Below are 18,335 nucleotides of genomic sequence, written 5' to 3' on the forward strand. Positions count from 1 at the left end.
TATGAAAATATTCACGGCCGAACACCTAGGCTTTTGTTATGGTGTTAAACGTGCAGTGGCAATGGCTCAAGAGTGTGTCGGCATGGAAGGTGAGATACATACGTTGGGGCCTATCATTCATAATCCTCAAGTGGTTAAACGTTTATCAGATCAAGGAATTGAGGTAATTAATGATTTATCCTTAGTAAAGGATAAGAGTACAGTTATTATTCGTTCTCATGGTATTGGTCCAAACGCATACGCAAAAGCTGAGTCAAAAAATTTACAAATTATTGATGCTACTTGTCCCCATGTCAAAAAAGCACAGCAATCAGCTCATGAATTATTCCAGGCTGGATATACTGTGGTAGTAATTGGTGAAAAGCATCATCCAGAAGTGAAAAGTATCGTTGAGTGGTCAAATAATAAAGCTATAGTGGTAGAATCAGTTGTTGAAGCGCTGGAAGTACCTAATACCCTTAAAATAGGTGTCGTGGCACAAACTACATTTGCAGGGGAATTATTTCAAAAGATTGTTACTATATTACAAGAAAAATGTGAAGAATTGAAAATCTGCCGGACAATCTGCACAGCTACTGATCTTAGACAACAGTCAGCACTTGATATCGCCAGCAAGGTTGACTTGATGTTAATCATTGGAGGTAAGAATAGTGCGAATACATCAAGGTTAGCCCAATTATGTCGTGATGAAGGAAGCCTAGTCTACCACATCGAGACGGCCGACGAACTTACTATACAGGATTTTTATGGGGTGGAGACAGTTGGTATTACTGCTGGAGCATCTACACCAGATTGGTTAATAGAGGAGGTTTATAAAAAAATGCAAGATTTTAATGAAATTTTTGATTTAGGGATCAAGAAGCTTGAGCAAGGTAGTATTGTAAAAGGTAAAATTGTAGGCATTCGTAAAGATGAAATTTTTGTAGATATCGGCTACAAAGGAGAAGGAAGCATTTCCTTAGCCGAGTTAGCCTATCCGTTACCGGAAAATGCTGCAGAAGTAGTCAGTGATGGGCAAGTTATTGACGTTTTTGTCTTAGATGCAGATCCTGCTGATGGGGTCATAAAATTATCGAAGGTAAAAGCGGATGCAATTGTTGGTTGGGATATTTTAGAGCAAGCATTTCATAATAAAACAACACTTGATGCCAAAGTACTAGAAGTTGTTAATGGAGGATTAAAAGTATCCGTTTTAGGTATAAACGGTTTTATTCCAGCTTCTCAGGTAGATCTTCGTTTCACCGAAGACTTATCTGCCTTTTTAAATCAAACATTAACGCTTGTTCCTATTGAAGTCGATAAGGCAAAGAAACGTGTTGTATTATCTCGTAAAATCTTATTAGAAGAACAACGCCGTCTGAAAGAAGAAGAAACGATTGCAACCTTAGCTGTTGGTCAAATTATAGAAGGTACAGTACGACGAATTGTTGATTTTGGTGTTTTTGTTGATATTGGTGGAATCGATGGACTAGTACATATTTCCGATTTATCATGGCATCGTGTCAATAAACCTCAAGAAATTGTAGCTTTAGGAGATCAAGTCAAAGTACTCATCTTAAAAATCGATCGTGAATCAAAAAGAATTTCTCTTAGTTTAAAACAGGTAGGACGTGATCCTTGGTTAGATTTAATAGAGCAATTTTCTATAGGTGCCATCGTAAAGGGAAAAGTTAGTAACATATCAAAATTTGGAGCTTTCGTAGAAATCGTTCCAGGTGTTGAAGGCTTAGTGCACTTATCAGAATTGTCGGATGAGAGAGTAAATAAAGTTGAGGAAATAGTAAGTCTTGGACAGGAAGTGTCTGTAAAAGTATTGGAGATCGACAAATCTAGTAAACGTATTTCTCTAAGCATTAGTAAAGCACAGCAGGATGCAGATCGAGTAGAATATCAATCTTATTTAGATAAGAACGAAGGTACAGGTTTAACAATTGGAGATAAACTTGGGCACCTATTTAAAAAACTAGAATAGGGAGATGAAAGGGTGCGCCAGTCACGTAAATTAGATCATTTAAAATATTCTTTAGCTTTAGCAGATGGCCCTGGTGATAGTGGCTTTGCAGATATTTCCTTGATACATAATTGTCTTCCTGATTTAGCTTGGAATCAAATTGATATTTCAAGTTCTATTGCTGGTATACCACTTCGTCATCCCCTAATTATTAATGCAATTACCGGTGGAGCGGATGATGTTGCCGCAATTAATAAATCAATTGCGAAATTTGCTCATTTGACAAATACGGCAATGGCTGTTGGTTCTCAATATGCTGCTTTAGAGTATACAGATGTTAAACATTCTTATAAAGTTGTGCGTGAAAATAATCCTTACGGTACAATTTTTGCGAATTTGGGTGCTTATGCAACTCCTGAGGAGGCTCAATTAGCAGTAGAAATGATAGATGCCCAAGGAATACAGATACATTTAAATGTAGCCCAGGAAATTGTAATGAAAGAAGGCGATCGAGATTTTTCAGGATATTTATCTAATATTTCGAGAATCGTTGATAAGGTAAAGGTTCCTGTAATTGTCAAAGAAGTAGGGTGTGGCATTGCGAGAGAACAGGCTATGTTATTAGCCAGTACAGGTATACGTGCAATTGACGTAGGTGGTACTGGCGGGACTAATTTTATAGCAATTGAAGCTGCTCGCAGTCAAGCCACGATCAATCCTGATATCTTATCTTGGGGAATCCCTACAGTAATAAGTGCAGTTGAAACAAAATCAGTTCTTCCGGCACATATGGATATGATGGTGTCTGGTGGGGTAAGATCGGCTTTAGATGTAGTAAAATCTCTTGCTTTAGGAGGTATTGCTACAGGAATGGCAACACCTATAATTAGGATGTTGTGTGAAAAAGATATTGATTACGCAGTAAATTGGTTTCAAAACTTTCTATATGAAATACAAAGCTACATGCTGTTCTTAGGAGCTAGCAGTATTAGAACATTAGCAGAAACACCTATAGTTATTACTGGACATAGTAAGGATTGGTTAACAGCTAGAGGAATTGATATAATGAATTATGCTACTTATAAAAAGCATGGCTAAGGCCATGCTTTTTTTGCATTTTTTTTCTCGGAAGAGGGCAAGATAAACCATAAAATACAATTGAGGTGAAAAATATGAATATGCCAATAGGAATGATTCTGCTATTGGTGGTTGGGGTTTTGGTTTATTTTGGCGTAGCTCATCGAATCCTGGACAGAATGCGTTTAACAGATAAGCAGGCTTTACTTTTTATTCTAGCTGTAATTGCGGGAAGTTTTATTGATATTCCTCTTATGCGTACACCCGTAGATGTAAGCATAAATGTAGGAGGAGCTTTGTTACCAGCATTACTGTCTATTTGGCTGATTTTTAAAGCAGATGAAACAGCTGAAAGGGTGCGGGCAATCTTAGCCGCTATTTTGGTAGCCGCAGCTGTATCCTTAGGTTCTCGCTATTTACCATATGAACCAGAAAATATGTTCTTAGATCCTAAAATCATATACGGCATTTCAGCAGGTCTAATTGCTTATTTGGCTGGACGTTCGAGACGCAGTGCTTTCGTTGGTGGAGTTCTAGGCATTGTATTAAGTGATATTGTGCATCTAGTTACCCTTATGAGACTAGGGATTGCCGGAACAACAAATGTTGGCGGTGCAGGTGCTTTTGATGTAGTGTTAATTGCCGGAATTGTAGCAGTAATGGTAGCGGAATTAGTTGGCGAAACACGAGAAAAAATGCAAGGTGGCCCAGAACTTGGAAGGTACCGCCCAGAGGGACTATACGAATTCAGTAAAGAACTTTCCCATACTAATCAAAAAAATAAACCAAGTAGCAATCAAACTGACCCAGTTGACGACACGAAGCAAAAAGATAGAGGTGAGAAAAATGACTAAACTGCGGGGGGCAGTTATAGTACTACTTTTATTGTGTAGTATGACTATACAAGGATATACCCATGAGCGAAGTGATGGTGGGTATTTTTCTATCGTAGATGAGAGTGGCACCGTAGTCTATATAACAGGTTGGGGAGTACGAGTGGGGGATGAGTTCCTTACTGAAAAAAATAAACGCTATGAAGTTATTAGTATAGAAGGTGATATAGCCCATAGCAAATTAATCGGTGATGTCAATTTAAGTAAATATGGGCAATCAAAAGACAATCCACTCGTAAGTTTATTAAAACCTAGCATTACATGGGCTCAAGGAAGTGGTAAAGTAGCTGTTTACCATACTCATTCTGATGAGTCTTATACTCCTACAGATGGCAAGGATAGTATCCTCGGAGCTGGTGGCATTTATAAGGTGGGGGATAGTTTTACCAGTGCCCTTCAGTCCAAAGGATTGGAAGTGTTTCACTCCGATGCAAAACATGATCCACATGATGATATGGCTTATGAACGTTCACGCCGTACAGTAATGGAACTTTTAAAAAAGCAACCCGACGCTATTTTTGATATTCATCGGGATGCCGCACCTCCAGAGGTATATAAAGCCAACATTGATGGTCAAGATGTAACAAAAGTACAATTAGTCGTTGGTAAGTATGGACCAACGGGAAAACAAATTGAAGATTATGCCTTACAACTTAAGGCTAATTCAGATACGCAACATCCTGGTTTAATAAAGGGTATCTTTTTTGCTAAGGGCGGCGATTATAATCAAGATTTGCACCCACGGTCGATGCTGCTTGAAGTCGGCTCAGACAAAAATGATCGGCAATCAGCTGAAAGAGGTGTTGCCTTGTTCGCTGATGTAATACCTACAATCTTAGGAAAAACAGCTGCAACCCCAAATAATGTTGCTGGACAAGCCGGGCTAGGTACTGCCGAGGCAGGTCCCTCTGGTGCAAGTAAATCAATGGGATGGATCGTAGGAGCTTTGATTATTGGTGTAATCGCCTTCTTGTTTTTAAGCACAGGTAGTATGAAAGAAGCAAAGGGAAAGCTTAAACAGTTTACAACAACTGAGTTTGCGAACTTTTTTGGACCAAAAATAAAAGATAAAAAAGAGCTTGACAAGGAAAATAGCAAAAAAGACGAAGATTAGTATTGACGTGTGTAAAATATTTTTTCATAATATAATAGTGTTTCATGAGAATATATAGTATGATATGAATATAATGGGTTTTACAATAAGCATATTTATAACTCTTAATGAAGAAAATATAAATACGTGCTATTTTAGAGTGATGCTCTTTCATCACTCTTTCTTTATTTGCAGGAAATAAAGAAAATTTAAGGAATATACATAAGAGGTGAGATTGGTGGTATATAGCGGTATTATTGCAAAAGTTATGCCAAATAGTATTGCTGAAGAAGTGGGATTAGAATCTGGAGATCGTTTGCTTACCGTAGATGGAGAAAACATTCGTGATATCATTGATTTAAGTTTTGCTTTAGCAGATGACTGTGTAGAAATTTTAGTTGAGAAAAAGAACGGTGAACAGGAAATTCTTGAAATAGAGAAAGAGTATGATGAAGATTTAGGTATTGAATTTGAAAGCGCTGTTTTTGACGGTGTTCGCCGATGTGCTAATAAATGTATCTTTTGTTTTGTAGATCAGATGGCACCAGGTATGAGGGAAAGTCTATATGTCAAAGACGATGATTATCGATTATCGTTCTTGTACGGAAACTTTGTAACATTAACAAATCTTGGCCCACAAGATATTAAGAGGATACGTCAGCTTCATTTGTCACCTTTATACATATCAGTGCATACTACAAATGGTCCTCTTCGTGAGAAAATGTTAAATAATAAAAATGCAAGAAACATCATGGCACAACTACGTACACTAATTGACAGTGGCGTTGAAATGCATACACAGATCGTATTATGTCCAGACATAAACGATGGGGACGAACTAGAAAAAACAATAAATGATTTATATGCATTGCATCCAAATGTATTGTCTATGGCAATTGTCCCTGTCGGTTTAAGTCGTTATCGGGATACATGTTACACATTGCAGGGATTTACCCCTGAGAGGGCCCATGCAGTTGTCGATAAAATAACGCAATGGCAAAAAAAATGCCGTGATAAAAGTGGTACATCCTTTGTATATTTATCGGATGAATTTTATCTTACAGCTGATTTGCCAATCCCAGCCTATGAGATGTATGATAATTTCCCTCAACTTGAAAATGGAATCGGTCTCGTCCGGAATTTCCTTGCTGAATGGCAGGAAGAACCACTTAAAATGCAAGGATATACTGAACCGCATTATTTAGATATAGTTTGTGGCATATCTGCAAAAAAGGTATTAGGGCCTTTGTTAGAAAATCTAGAAGTACCCAATTTGACGATTCGAGTACTGTCCGTAGAAAATGTTTTCTTTGGTAAGGATATAACGGTAAGTGGCTTATTAACTGGACAAGATATTTGTAGTACCTTAGATGAAGTTGGAGGAGTTAGAACTGGGGTTATAGTACCTGGATCAGCTCTAAAAAAAGGGGAAACAATATTTTTGGATAATATGACATGTGATGAATTAGAAATAAATTTAGGAGTACCTGTACGCGCCGCTTATAGTGCTACGGATTTAAGACAGTTATTACAAGCGTGGAGGTAAATTCATGACTAATTTGGGATTGATTCAAGTATATACTGGCAATGGCAAGGGGAAAACTACTGCTAGCTTAGGTTTAGCATTTAGAGCATGTGGACACGGTTTAAAAGTATGTATGATCCAATTTATGAAAAATAGTACAGACTATGGCGAAGTAAAAATCAGTAACTATTTACCTGGATTTAAATTAATTCAAGTTGGGCGTAATGATTTCGTAGATTTGGAAAATCCAGAAGATATTGATAAAAAATTAGCACAGGATGGATGGGAATTAGCAAAGTCAATCCTAATGTCTAGTGAGTTTGATATTATTATTCTTGATGAAATTAATGTAGCCATGGCTTGTAAATTACTCAATGTGAACAAAGTTATCGATTTTTTAACAAGAAATTGTGACTTATTAAAAAAACGTCCAGAGATAATATTAACTGGTAGATACGCTCCACCGGAAATTATTGCCGTTGCCCATCTAGTAACCGAGATGAAAGAAATTCGACACAATTATTCCGAGGGAATAGACGCGCGTCAAGGAATTGAATTTTAAATTTTCGAATAAGAATATAATAAGTATAGGAGATAAATATATGAGCAAACCAATTCTAGCCATAGTTGGGCGACCTAATGTTGGTAAATCCACTTTATTTAATTATATAGGACAAAAAAGAGTGTCAATCGTTGAGGATATCCCTGGCGTTACTCGAGATCGTATTTACTTAGATGCTGAGTGGCTTGGTCGTGAATTTACTATGATTGATACAGGTGGTATCGAAATAGAATCTAGTGACAAAATCTTGACTGCTATGAGATATCAGGCAAAATTAGCAATTGACGAAGCAGATGCCATTTTATTCATTGTAGATGGTAAGGTAGGTTTAACCTCTGCCGACGAAGAGGTCGCTATTATTTTACGTAATACCCGTAAACCTGTTATATTGGCCGTTAATAAAGTTGACAATATGAACAAGGCAAATGAAATTTATGAATTCTATAATTTAGGTCTTGGTGACCCCATTGCAATTTCTGCGGCAAACGCCTTAAATATTGGTGATTTGCTCGATGAGATTGTTAAGCGCTTACCAAATGAAGAAATTCAAGAAGAAGATAATGAGAAAATTAGAGTTGCGGTGATTGGCCGCCCTAATGTAGGCAAATCTTCTTTAGTGAATCGACTAGTTGGTGAAGAACGGGTTATTGTAAGTGATGTAGCAGGCACTACTCGTGATGCTATTGACACTCACTTTACGAAAGATGATACATCCTTTGTGTTAATAGATACTGCTGGAATGCGACGCAAGGCTAAGGTTGAGCTTCCCGTTGAACGCTATAGCGTTATGCGAGCATTACGGGCTGTAGACCGTTCAGATGTCGTTTTGATCGTTATTGATGCAGTAGATGGGGTTACAGAACAGGATAAAAAAATAGCAGGTTATGCTCACGATGCAGGTAAAGCTTCTGTTATCGTTGTAAATAAGTGGGACTTATTAGAGAAAGATGGTAAAACTTCTTTACGATATACAGAAACGATTCGTACTGAATTAGCCTTTATGCAGTATGCGCCAGTTCTTTTTATCTCAGCCCTTACTAACCAACGGGTATCACGGGTAACCGAATTAATAAAATTCGTAGCAGAACAACATACCATGCGTGTAGCTACCAGCGTCTTAAATCAAGTTGTAGAAGATGCAGTATCTATTAATCCACCACCCTCACAATATGGTAGACGCCTAAAAATTTACTTTACTACGCAGCCGAATGTTAAACCACCTACTTTTGTTTTCTTCGTAAATGAACCAGATATTATGCATTTTTCCTACTTGCGTTTTTTAGAAAATAGATTAAGAGAAAGTTTTGGATTCGAAGGAACCCCTTTAAAGCTAGTCGTTCGTGGACGTAAAGAAGAAGAATAATAAATAGGAGAAATAGTGATAATGGATTATTTACTCATCGCTATACTCGGGTATTTGATCGGCTCTATTCCGAATGGTCTACTTATTGGGAAAAAACTATATAATGTAGACTTACGTCAATTTGGTAGTAAAAATATTGGAGCAACAAATGCCTTTCGTACCTTGGGATTATGGCCTGCTTTATGGGTATTTCTTACTGATGCATTAAAAGGGGTTATTGCAGTTTATTTAGGCAGCATTTTGATAGGTACGCCGACAGCCTTATTAACAGGCGGAATTGCGGCTATCGTTGGTCATAATTGGTCAATATTATTGAATTTTACAGGCGGACGTGGCGTTGCTACTGGTTTAGGTGTCATCGCTGTCTTAGTACCTAAAATTACAATAGTGATTTTCCTACTATGGGCTATTATTGTTTATATTACTCGTTATGTATCTCTTGCTTCAATTGTTTCAGCAGTGCTGGTACCTATTTTAATGTGGTTTTCTGATGAACAAATTGAATTTTTTTATTTTGGTATTATTGCTGCCCTTTTTGTTGTTGGTAGGCATAAAGCTAACATTGGAAGATTACTGAAGGGCACTGAGTTAAAAATAAAAGTAGGGAACAGATTAGTTGATTCAAAAGAAAAATAAATATCGAGTTGAAAAGAAAAAGACTTGGCATGTGCCAAGTCTTTTCTTATTTTGTAATATTATTGCTGGCATGTCATATATTTATAATGATTAAATTGCCAGTATTTCATTACTTTTTAAAATACTATTTAATATCGTTTAATTATCATTTTTTCTTCAGGGGAGGGATGGATGCGAGTGTAGAACATACGCGAGTATTTTTCATAAAGCGCAGTTGTGGGGAGGGAAAGGTAAATGGAAAAATTCGATTTATTTCGAGATATTGCCGAACGTACTGGTGGTGATATTTACATTGGTGTTGTAGGTCCAGTACGTACAGGGAAATCAACGTTTATTAAACGATTTATGGAAACAATGGTATTACCTAATATGATTGATCCCTATGAAAAAGAAAGAGCTAAAGATGAATTACCACAAAGTGCGGCCGGCAAAACAATTATGACTACAGAACCCAAGTTTATTCCAAATGAAGCTGTAGAAATTAATGTTAAAGACAACATTAATGTAAGAGTTAGAATGGTTGATTGTGTAGGCTACACTGTTGATGGTGCATTAGGTTATGAAGAAGAAGCTGGCCCCCGTATGGTACTTACACCTTGGTTTGATCATGAGATTCCTTTCCAAGAGGCAGCAGAGGTAGGCACCAAAAAAGTAATTGATGAACATTCAACAATTGGTCTTGTGATTACTACTGATGGCAGTGTGACAGATTTACCAAGAGAAAAATATTTGCCTGCTGAAGAAAGAGTCATTAATGAACTGAAAGAGCTGGAAAAACCATTTTTAATCATATTAAACACTTGCCGCCCAACGGCAAAGGAAACACGTGAATTAGTTGCCAAACTCGAAAATACCTACGACGTACCAGTTGTTCCTGTTGATTGTATTCAACTAAGCCAGGATGATATATATGCTATCTTGCAAGAAGTATTGTATGAATTTCCAGTTAAAGAAGTTAATATTTCTCTGCCAAAATGGATTGAAGAACTGGAGACTGAGCATTGGCTTAGAGAAAAATTTGATGATGCAGTTCAAGAGGTTATCCAATATGTAAGAAGACTAAGAGATATTGACAGGGCTATTGATGATTTATCAGGCTATGATTTTATTGCTGATGTAATATTACATGACATGGATTTAGGAAATGGGATAGCGGTAATAGAAATTACTGCTCGTAATGATTTATTTTATCAAGTATTAGAAGAATTAACAGGTTTTACGATTTCAGGTGAACATCACTTACTGCGCCTAATGCAAGACCTATCATTCGCTAAGCGTGAATATGATAAAATAGCTAGTGCATTAGAGCAAGTTAAACTGACTGGTTATGGCATTGTTTCACCACAATTGGATGAAATGGTTTTGGAAGAACCAGAGATTATTAGAACTGGGAATCGCTTTGGCGTAAGACTAAAAGCAGCAGCTCCTTCTTTACATATTATTAGAACCGATGTACAGGCCGAAATATCACCTATTATCGGCAGTGAAAAACAAAGCGAAGAATTAGTTCAATACCTTATGAGGGAATTTGAAGGGGAACCAGAGAAAATATGGCGCACAAATTTATTTGGCAAATCACTTAATGCTTTAGTGCGAGAAGGTATCCAAAATAAACTATCAGGCATGCCAGAAAACACGCAAGTAAAATTACGAGATACTTTACAAAAAGTTGTCAATGATGGTAGTGGCGGTTTAATTTGTATTATCTTTTAAACTTTAGAAGGGCTAAGAATCAGATGAGTGGTAAATTTCATCTGATTCTTAGTCTTGTGATAACGCAACAGTTTTACTATTTTTAACTAATAAAGAAAAATATGTATTAAAATTTGATAAAAAAATGATCAATCTGTACAGATTGATCATTTTTTTTATGAATTATACTTGTTTTTTGTAGTACATTAATGCTATACTGTCTACTGAGAGTAGATTATTATCCGTATACGTAATACTTGAGGGGGTAAGACAGTGATTGGACAAAAATCCGTGTTTTTTTTAGTTCGGGAAGAAATATTACCAGAAGCAATAAAGAAAACAATCAAAGTAAAAGATATGCTCAAACGTGGTGAAGCACGTACTATTAATGAAGCTGTGGAAAAAATGGAATTAAGCCGCAGCGCTTATTATAAATATAAAGATTATGTATTTCCTTTTTATGAAGCAAGCAAAGAGAAAATAGTTACATTAGCATTATTGCTTGAACACAAACAAGGTGTTTTATCAAGAGTGTTAAACACTATAGCGAATGAACGTGGTAGTGTATTGACGATTAACCAAGGAATACCTCTCCAAGGTGTAGCCAATGCTACCATTTCAATTGAAACCGCTGAATTAGTCATTGATTTAGAAGCTTTATTGGATAAAGTTAGAATGGTCGAGGGCGTTAAGCGATTAGAAGTGTTAGGCCAAGCTTAATAAGGAGGAAAACATGAATAATATGATTACAATTGGCTTACTTGGTATGGGTACAGTAGGGGCAAGTGTCGTCAAAATACTGAATGACAATACCAATGATATTCTACAAAAAGTTGGCGTCCCTGTAAAGATAAAAAAAATTATGGTTCGTCAGCTTGATAAAGTTAGAAGTATCGATGTGGATGCAAAATTCACTACAGATATTGATGATATCATTAATGATAAAGAAATTGATATTATCGTTGAAGTGATGGGTGGGATAATTCCAGCCAAGGATTATATTATAAAAGCTCTGGCAGCAGGCAAGCATGTAGTAACTGCTAATAAAGATGTTGTCGCTAAATATGGGCAAGAAATATTCGAAGTTGCTGAAAAAAGTAAAGTTGATTTCTTATTTGAAGCCAGTGTTGCTGGAGGTATTCCGATAATTCGTCCCCTTAAACAATGTTTGGCAGCAAATAGAATTAGTGAAGTTATGGGAATAATTAATGGCACAACTAACTTTATGCTCACTAAAATGACAAACGAAGGTTTAGATTTTGATAGTGTATTGGCCGAAGCGCAAGCAAAAGGATATGCCGAAGCCGATCCAACTGCTGATGTAGGTGGGTTTGATGCTGCTCGCAAAATTGCTATATTAGCTTCTATTGCTTTTGGTAGCAGAGTTTCAATTGACGACGTTTATGTGGAGGGTATAACTACTATCTCCACGGAAGATATAAATTATGCAAAAGAACTGGGATATGTAATTAAATTACTCGCTATCGCCAAAGATGATGAACATGGTATAGATGTTCGTGTACATCCAGCCTTCATTCCATCTAAGCATCCATTAGCTTCAGTACATGATGTTTTTAATGCTATCTATATCAAAGGTGATGCTGTCGGCGAAACTATGTTTTATGGTAGAGGGGCTGGAGGAATGCCTACAGCTAGTGCTGTAGTTGCCGATGTTATTGATGTGGCTCGTAATATTATTCATAATGCAAATAGCCGTATACTTTGTACTTGTTATACACAGAAAAGTTTTTGCCCTGTACAAAATACAGAATCTCCGTATTATATTAGATTATTAGTAGCAGATAAACCCGGTGTTTTGGCTGCTATTGCGGGTGCTTTTGGTGCACAGCAAGTCAGTTTACATTCAGTAATTCAAAAGCGTAAAGTAAATACTTCTTCGGAACTAGTATTAATTACGTATCAAGTTTCTGATGCGAATTTGCGTCTGGCTATTAACACAATTATGGGCATGTCAGTAGTTAATAAAGTAAGTAGTGTAATACGAGTAGAAGCAGAAGATTTTGCATAGTGTCTGATAATACGATAGGAGATAGGATATGGAAGTTACTGTAAAGGTTCGTGTGCCAGGAACAACTGCCAATTGTGGGCCTGGTTTTGATGCAGTAGGCATAGCCTGTACTGTTTATAATGAATTAGAATTATCTTTAAGTGAAAAAGGAACGATAAGGATTGAAATAGTAGGTGAGGGAAAAGATAGTATTCCTAGTGGTAAAGATAATATTATTTGTCAGGCAGTACAAACAGTATTAGATCGAGTTGGGAAACCTTATGAAGGCATTTATCTTAAATTGTATAATAATATTCCTTTAGCCCGTGGATTAGGAAGTAGCGCTGCTGCTATTGTGGCTGGACTTTTTGCCGCAAATACGGCAACTGGAAATATATTAACTAAAGAGGAAATCTTTCATATGGCGACTGAAATAGAAGGTCATCCTGATAATGTTGCACCGGCAATATTCGGTGGTATTACCATTAGTGTAATGCAAAACAATCAACCTTCCTATTTGCGCTTTATGCCTGAAAAAAGCCTTAATATGGTAGTAGCAATTCCTGAGTTTAATTTGTCTACCCACAAAGCACGTCAAGTTTTACCTACGTCCATAGATATTAAAGATGCTGTTTTTAATATTAGTCGTGTCGCTTTATTAATTGGTGCCCTATGTAAAGGCGAATTTCGTCATTTACGACATGCACTAGAAGATAGAATTCATCAACCTTATAGGCAACATCTCATACCGGGCATGCAACAAGTATTTAATGCTGCTATCGCCAAGGGAGCCTATGGCGCTGCTATTAGTGGTGCTGGGCCATGTCTAATCGCATTTTCTGAAGTTAATTGTGATGATATTGGTATCGCCATGGTAGAGGCTTTTGCTAACAATAAGATAAATGCCAACTATGTGATACTCAATATTGATCCTGACGGTGCAAAAGTAATTACAGAATGATTCTTGACAGAACGTTTCAAAAAAGGTAGAATAGACTTTGTTAGTCGGGGCGTAGCGCAGTTTGGTAGCGCATTAGACTGGGGGTCTAAGGGTCGCAGGTTCAAATCCTGTCGCTCCGACCATTTTATCATCATTAATGCCATCGGCAATTTTGTCAATAGCTTTTTTTGAGAAACATCAAATTCTTAATGATATTTCATATGAGAGCGGAAGCGTTAGCTTCTGCTCTCATATTTTTTACACGTTGCTATTACGCACCATCATGTAAGTCTATTAGCAAAAGATGAGGATAACATAAAAAGTTACCGAAGCTGTTATATATTTGTAATAATTATCCTGTACACTGCCATAGAAAAGTACATATATTAAATTATTTAAAAATAAGAGGTGACTTATGAATAACAAGAAAGACAATGAATCTATGTGGCGCAATCATCCCATTGTAATTTTTACTGGAATATTAGCACTATATACTGTCAGTAATTCAATTATGGTATTATTTAATTTATAGGTAAATGACCTACTCGGCCTCTTACGTGCCAAGTGGGTTAGTTTCTTTTATTGATTTTACATATTAATGCTTACAATAAAAATCCGAACGTTATAAACAAAAAACGACTAAAAGTTTGTTTTTTCATTGACAGTAATATTACAGACTGTTACAATAAGTGCGTTAAGTGAATATATTTCGTATAATTTTGGAGATATGGTCCAAAAGTTTCTACCGGCAACCGTTAAATTGCCTGTCTACGAGTGAAAGTGTACCTAAGGCTATGTGGTGTATGCTTACTATTGCGTGTGCATATCCCTATAACCATTGGATGCAAGTGTTTTTAAACACTAAACCGATAGGATAATCCCTGGCGGGAAGGTTTCGCTCATTTTTCTATAAAGCGAACTTTCTTACTAGGGTTATTTTTTTTGTCTAATACTTATCATTTATATACATTTTAAGCCTTGGGAGGTAGATGAATGTTTACATTACTTAATTTGGTACAACCAGATACTATAGAGGCGGCATATAAAGCACTAGTTGAAAAAAGAAATAACATTGTTTTAGGGGGCTGTGCTTTTTTAAGAATGGGTTCGCAAAGAATTGGTACCGCAGTAGATCTTTCAAGACTTAATTTAAATTATATTGTAGAGCAAAATGAATATGTCGAAGTAGGTGCAACAACAACATTTAGAGATATTGAAACAAATCCTCTTTTAAATCGGTATTTTAATGGAGTATTGCCTGAAGCCTTAAGTCAAATAATAGGAATCCAATTTAGGAATACCGTTATGATTGGAGCAACCATTTATTCCAAATATGGTTTTTCCGATTTACTAACTGCATTGCTAGCTTTAGATACAGAAATAGAATTATACAAAGGTGGAAGAATGTCTCTAAAATCATTCTTAGAGAGTTCTTTTGAAAAAGATATATTGACAAGGATATTCATAAAAAAGAATGAAAGAAAAGCCAATTATCAGCATTTGAGAAATTCCTGTAGTGATTATCCCATATTAAATGTTGCTGTTTCTAAATTAAATGATCAATGGAAAATCGTTGTAGGTGCTAGGCCACAACGAGCTATAATTGTTCAAAAGGCTTCTGAAGAATTGGCGAATTTAGAGCTGAATAGTAAGAACATAGATAGGGTAGCTACTATGGCTGCAAACGAAATTACTTTTGGAACTAATATGAGGGGTACAGCTGACTACCGAAAATGCATATGTAAAGTATTAGTAAAAAGAGCCATAATGGAGGTATTGCAATGCAAATAGAGGTTATTGTCAATTTGAAAAAAATCAAGATGGAAGTAGATGCTAATGAGTTCTTAGCTGATACATTAAGAAAATATGGAATATTAAGTGTCAGAAAAGGTTGTGATACAACCTGTTGTGGGCTTTGTACCGTATGGATAGATGATAAACCTACCTTGTCTTGTACCACACTCTCTTTTAGAGCGAATGGAAGAAAAATTACTACGATAGAAGGCGTTCATAAAGAGGCTGATGAGTTTGCCCAGATACTTGTTGCAGAAGGTGCAGAGCAATGTGGCTTTTGTAGTCCCGGTTTTATTATGACTGTACTTGCGATGAAAAATGAGCTTACTAATCCAACTGAAGAAACGATAGTACATTATTTAACGGGTAACTTGTGTAGGTGTACAGGATATATGGGACAACTCAGAGCTATCAAGACCTATTTGGGGGTACAGTAAGATGAAGACCGTTGGTAAAGGTATTTCTAAGATTGATGGCATGAGTATTGCTACAGGTAAACCTGTCTATACAGAAGATTTGGCAATGGCCAATTCTTTGGTGGTAAAGCTGCTTAGAAGTCCCCATGCATTTGCAAAAATAAACTCCATTGATACCACTATTGCAGAAAAGTTAGAAGGCGTTGAATGCATTCTAACATATAAGGATGTTCCTAAACAAAGATTTTCACTAGCTGGACAATCCTACCCTGAACCTTCACCTTACGATCGACTAATCCTAGAAGAAGTAGTCAGATATGTAGGAGACGAGGTCGCCATTATTGCAGCTATAGATGAAAAGACAGCATTAAAGGCTATGTCCTTGATAAAGGTTAAATATGAACTATTTGATCCTGTTTTAGATTTTGAAAAGGCTATAGGACATGCTTCAATCGTTCATGCTGAAAATGATGTTCACTGTAATTTTGATATTGGTATGAAAAAGGAATTGAATATTGTCTCCTCACATAAGGTCGAAGTAGGAAATATAGATGAAGAAATTAAAAAATGTGACATAGTTGTTGAAGAAACTTATTATACTCAGGCAAATGCTCACGCAATGATGGAAACCTATCGGGCTTCTAGTTATTTAGATCACACGGGGAGACTTGTAATCGTAAGTTCAACACAAATCCCTTTCCATGTCAGACGTCAGTTAGCAAAAGCTTTACAAATACCTGCTAGTAAAATAAGAGTTATCAAACCAAGAATTGGTGGAGGATTTGGCGGTAAGCAAACTTCAGCTGTTGAAATATTTACAGCGATTGTTACTCTGAAAACAGGAAAACCAGCAATTATTATATATGACAGAAAAGAAACCTTTAGTTGTACAACCAGTCGTCATGCAATGAGACTATCGGTTAGATTGGGAGCCGATAGTAATGGGTATATCCGAGTTGTAGATATTCAAGGTTTATCTGATACAGGAGCTTATGGAGAACACGCTTCTACGGTCTTTTCGGTAGTAGGGGATAAAACTCTTCCCTTATATAATAAAACAACCGCGGTTCGTTTTACGGGCAATGTTGTGTATACCAATAAAATGCCCGCTGGAGCATTTCGAGGCTATGGAGCTACGCAAGGTGCATATGCATTAGAGTCAACAATTAATTTACTTGCAGAAAAACTAGCTATGGATCCGACCGAAATTCGATTAATGAATTTAATAAAAGAAGGTGAAACATGCCTAACATATAACGGCAAACTGCTGGGAAGCTCCACATTACACAAGTGCATAGAAAAGGGTAAAGAGTTAATAGGCTGGAAAGAAAGATACCCTGTACAACAAATTGACAAAAACAGAGTAAGGGCTATTGGCATGGCAGTTACTATGCAGGGATCAGGTATAGCTGGTATTGATACTGCATCAGCAGAAATACGACTTAACGACGACGGCAACTTTACCCTTCTCATCGGTTCTACAGATATGGGAACGGGCAGCGATACGATTTTGGCGCAAATGGCTGCCGAGATTTTAGAAATTCCCATCGAAAATATTATCGTTAACGCTGCCGATACAGACATTTCTCCATACGATCCAGGCTCCTATGCTTCAAGTACAACTTATGTTACAGGAATGGCTGTGGTACAAGCAGCGCAAGATTTAAAAAGGCAAATTATTGAAAGCGGTGCAAAGTTTCTAGAAGTTTCATCAGAGGAAGTAGAATTTGATGGAGAAACAATAAGTATGATCAAAGGAGAGGGATCCGTTAGACTTGAAAAACTAGCCGAATTTTTAGTTTTAGGAACAGGTAAACGTCAACTAGTAGGTAATGCAACCTATGGAAGCCCCGTTTCGCCGCCACCATTTATTGCTGGTTTTGCCGAAGTAGAGATTGATAAAGAAACTGGAAAGATAGACTTAATAGATTATGTAGCGGTGGTAGATTGTGGAACTGTTATAAACCCCAAATTAGCAAGAATTCAAGTAGAGGGCGGTATAGTTCAGGGCATTGGTATGGCACTCTATGAAGATGTGAAATTTGGGGATAAAGGAAAGCTACTGACAAATACATTTATGCAGTACAAAATCCCCTGTAGAAAAGATATTGGAAACGTACAAGTTGCTTTTGAAGAAAGTTTTGAAAAGACAGGACCTTTTGGCGCAAAATCTATAGGTGAAGTAGTTATTAATACACCTGCACCAGCAATTGCACATGCAGTTTATAATGCAGTTGGTGTTAGGGTAACATCACTTCCAATTACTCCTGAAAAAGTATTTATGGGAATGCAGAATAAAATAAATTTCTAGTTAAACGTGTTTATTTAAAGGTCATTACTTTATATATATAAACTTAAAATAAATAATAGGAGATTGGACAATTG

Annotated in this window: 15 protein-coding genes, 1 tRNA gene and 1 riboswitch; all 16 genes read left to right on the forward strand. The window is 36.7% G+C overall.

The genetic code is table 11. The annotated features are described in order from the left end of the window. The first annotated feature begins 1 nt into the window (after position 1). The 16 genes from QSJ81_RS10225 to QSJ81_RS10300 all read left to right on the forward strand — a co-directional run bounded on the left by QSJ81_RS10225 (position 2) and on the right by QSJ81_RS10300 (position 18,261). Positions 2-1,972 carry a bifunctional 4-hydroxy-3-methylbut-2-enyl diphosphate reductase/30S ribosomal protein S1 gene (locus QSJ81_RS10225; protein WP_285717306.1) on the forward strand — a complete coding sequence of 657 codons (1,971 nt, stop codon included), beginning with the start codon at positions 2-4 and terminating at the stop codon, positions 1,970-1,972. Positions 1,973-1,984: 12 nt separating this feature from the next. Next, complete coding sequence (gene fni / locus QSJ81_RS10230) at positions 1,985-3,049, forward strand: type 2 isopentenyl-diphosphate Delta-isomerase (RefSeq protein ID WP_285717307.1); 1,065 nt, start codon at positions 1,985-1,987, stop codon at positions 3,047-3,049. 74 nt (positions 3,050-3,123) lie between these two features. Beyond that, the gene (locus QSJ81_RS10235; RefSeq protein WP_285717308.1) at positions 3,124-3,882 is read left to right on the forward strand and encodes a DUF1614 domain-containing protein; all 759 of its coding nucleotides are present in this window, start codon (positions 3,124-3,126) and stop codon (positions 3,880-3,882) included. Further along, positions 3,875-5,035: a stage II sporulation protein P gene (spoIIP, locus tag QSJ81_RS10240; RefSeq protein WP_285717309.1), complete on the forward strand. Its 1,161-nt coding sequence runs from the start codon at positions 3,875-3,877 to the stop codon at positions 5,033-5,035. The genes QSJ81_RS10235 and spoIIP overlap by 8 nt, the downstream gene beginning before the upstream one ends. A 217-nt stretch (positions 5,036-5,252) precedes the next feature. Then, complete coding sequence (locus tag QSJ81_RS10245) at positions 5,253-6,560, forward strand: DUF512 domain-containing protein (RefSeq protein ID WP_285717310.1); 1,308 nt, start codon at positions 5,253-5,255, stop codon at positions 6,558-6,560. 4 nt (positions 6,561-6,564) lie between these two features. Continuing rightward, a complete protein-coding gene (locus QSJ81_RS10250) occupies positions 6,565-7,101 on the forward strand; it encodes a cob(I)yrinic acid a,c-diamide adenosyltransferase (RefSeq protein ID WP_285717311.1) in 537 nt (178 codons plus the stop codon). Between the two features lie 40 nt (positions 7,102-7,141). Beyond that, on the forward strand, positions 7,142-8,464 hold the full coding sequence (gene der, locus QSJ81_RS10255) for a ribosome biogenesis GTPase Der (RefSeq protein ID WP_285717312.1): 1,323 nt from the start codon (positions 7,142-7,144) through the stop codon (positions 8,462-8,464). Between the two features lie 21 nt (positions 8,465-8,485). Beyond that, positions 8,486-9,100 carry a glycerol-3-phosphate 1-O-acyltransferase PlsY gene (gene plsY / locus QSJ81_RS10260; RefSeq protein WP_285717313.1) on the forward strand — a complete coding sequence of 205 codons (615 nt, stop codon included), beginning with the start codon at positions 8,486-8,488 and terminating at the stop codon, positions 9,098-9,100. A gap of 234 nt (positions 9,101-9,334) precedes the next feature. Then, positions 9,335-10,813, forward strand: a complete 1,479-nt coding sequence (gene spoIVA / locus QSJ81_RS10265) for a stage IV sporulation protein A (protein WP_285717314.1) — start codon at positions 9,335-9,337, stop codon at positions 10,811-10,813. 252 nt (positions 10,814-11,065) lie between these two features. Beyond that, complete coding sequence (locus tag QSJ81_RS10270) at positions 11,066-11,512, forward strand: ACT domain-containing protein (RefSeq protein ID WP_007934159.1); 447 nt, start codon at positions 11,066-11,068, stop codon at positions 11,510-11,512. A 13-nt stretch (positions 11,513-11,525) separates the two neighbouring features. After that, on the forward strand, positions 11,526-12,821 hold the full coding sequence (locus QSJ81_RS10275) for a homoserine dehydrogenase (protein ID WP_285717315.1): 1,296 nt from the start codon (positions 11,526-11,528) through the stop codon (positions 12,819-12,821). 28 nt (positions 12,822-12,849) lie between these two features. Then, complete coding sequence (thrB, locus tag QSJ81_RS10280) at positions 12,850-13,761, forward strand: homoserine kinase (protein WP_285717316.1); 912 nt, start codon at positions 12,850-12,852, stop codon at positions 13,759-13,761. Between the two features lie 45 nt (positions 13,762-13,806). Continuing rightward, positions 13,807-13,883, forward strand: a tRNA-Pro gene (locus QSJ81_RS10285). Positions 13,884-14,429: 546 nt separating this feature from the next. Further along, positions 14,430-14,531, forward strand: a riboswitch (purine riboswitch). A 202-nt stretch (positions 14,532-14,733) separates the two neighbouring features. Further along, positions 14,734-15,531 (forward strand): FAD binding domain-containing protein, encoded by a 798-nt coding sequence (locus tag QSJ81_RS10290; protein WP_285717317.1) that lies wholly within the window; start codon positions 14,734-14,736, stop codon positions 15,529-15,531. Beyond that, a complete protein-coding gene (locus QSJ81_RS10295) occupies positions 15,522-15,971 on the forward strand; it encodes a (2Fe-2S)-binding protein (protein WP_285717318.1) in 450 nt (149 codons plus the stop codon). The genes QSJ81_RS10290 and QSJ81_RS10295 overlap by 10 nt, the downstream gene beginning before the upstream one ends. A 1-nt stretch (position 15,972) precedes the next feature. Continuing rightward, positions 15,973-18,261 (forward strand): xanthine dehydrogenase family protein molybdopterin-binding subunit, encoded by a 2,289-nt coding sequence (locus tag QSJ81_RS10300; protein WP_285717319.1) that lies wholly within the window; start codon positions 15,973-15,975, stop codon positions 18,259-18,261. The last annotated feature ends 74 nt before the right edge of the window (positions 18,262-18,335 follow it).

It is taken from the genome of Pelosinus sp. IPA-1 (assembly GCF_030269905.1).
Lineage (GTDB): Bacteria > Bacillota > Negativicutes > DSM-13327 > DSM-13327 > Pelosinus.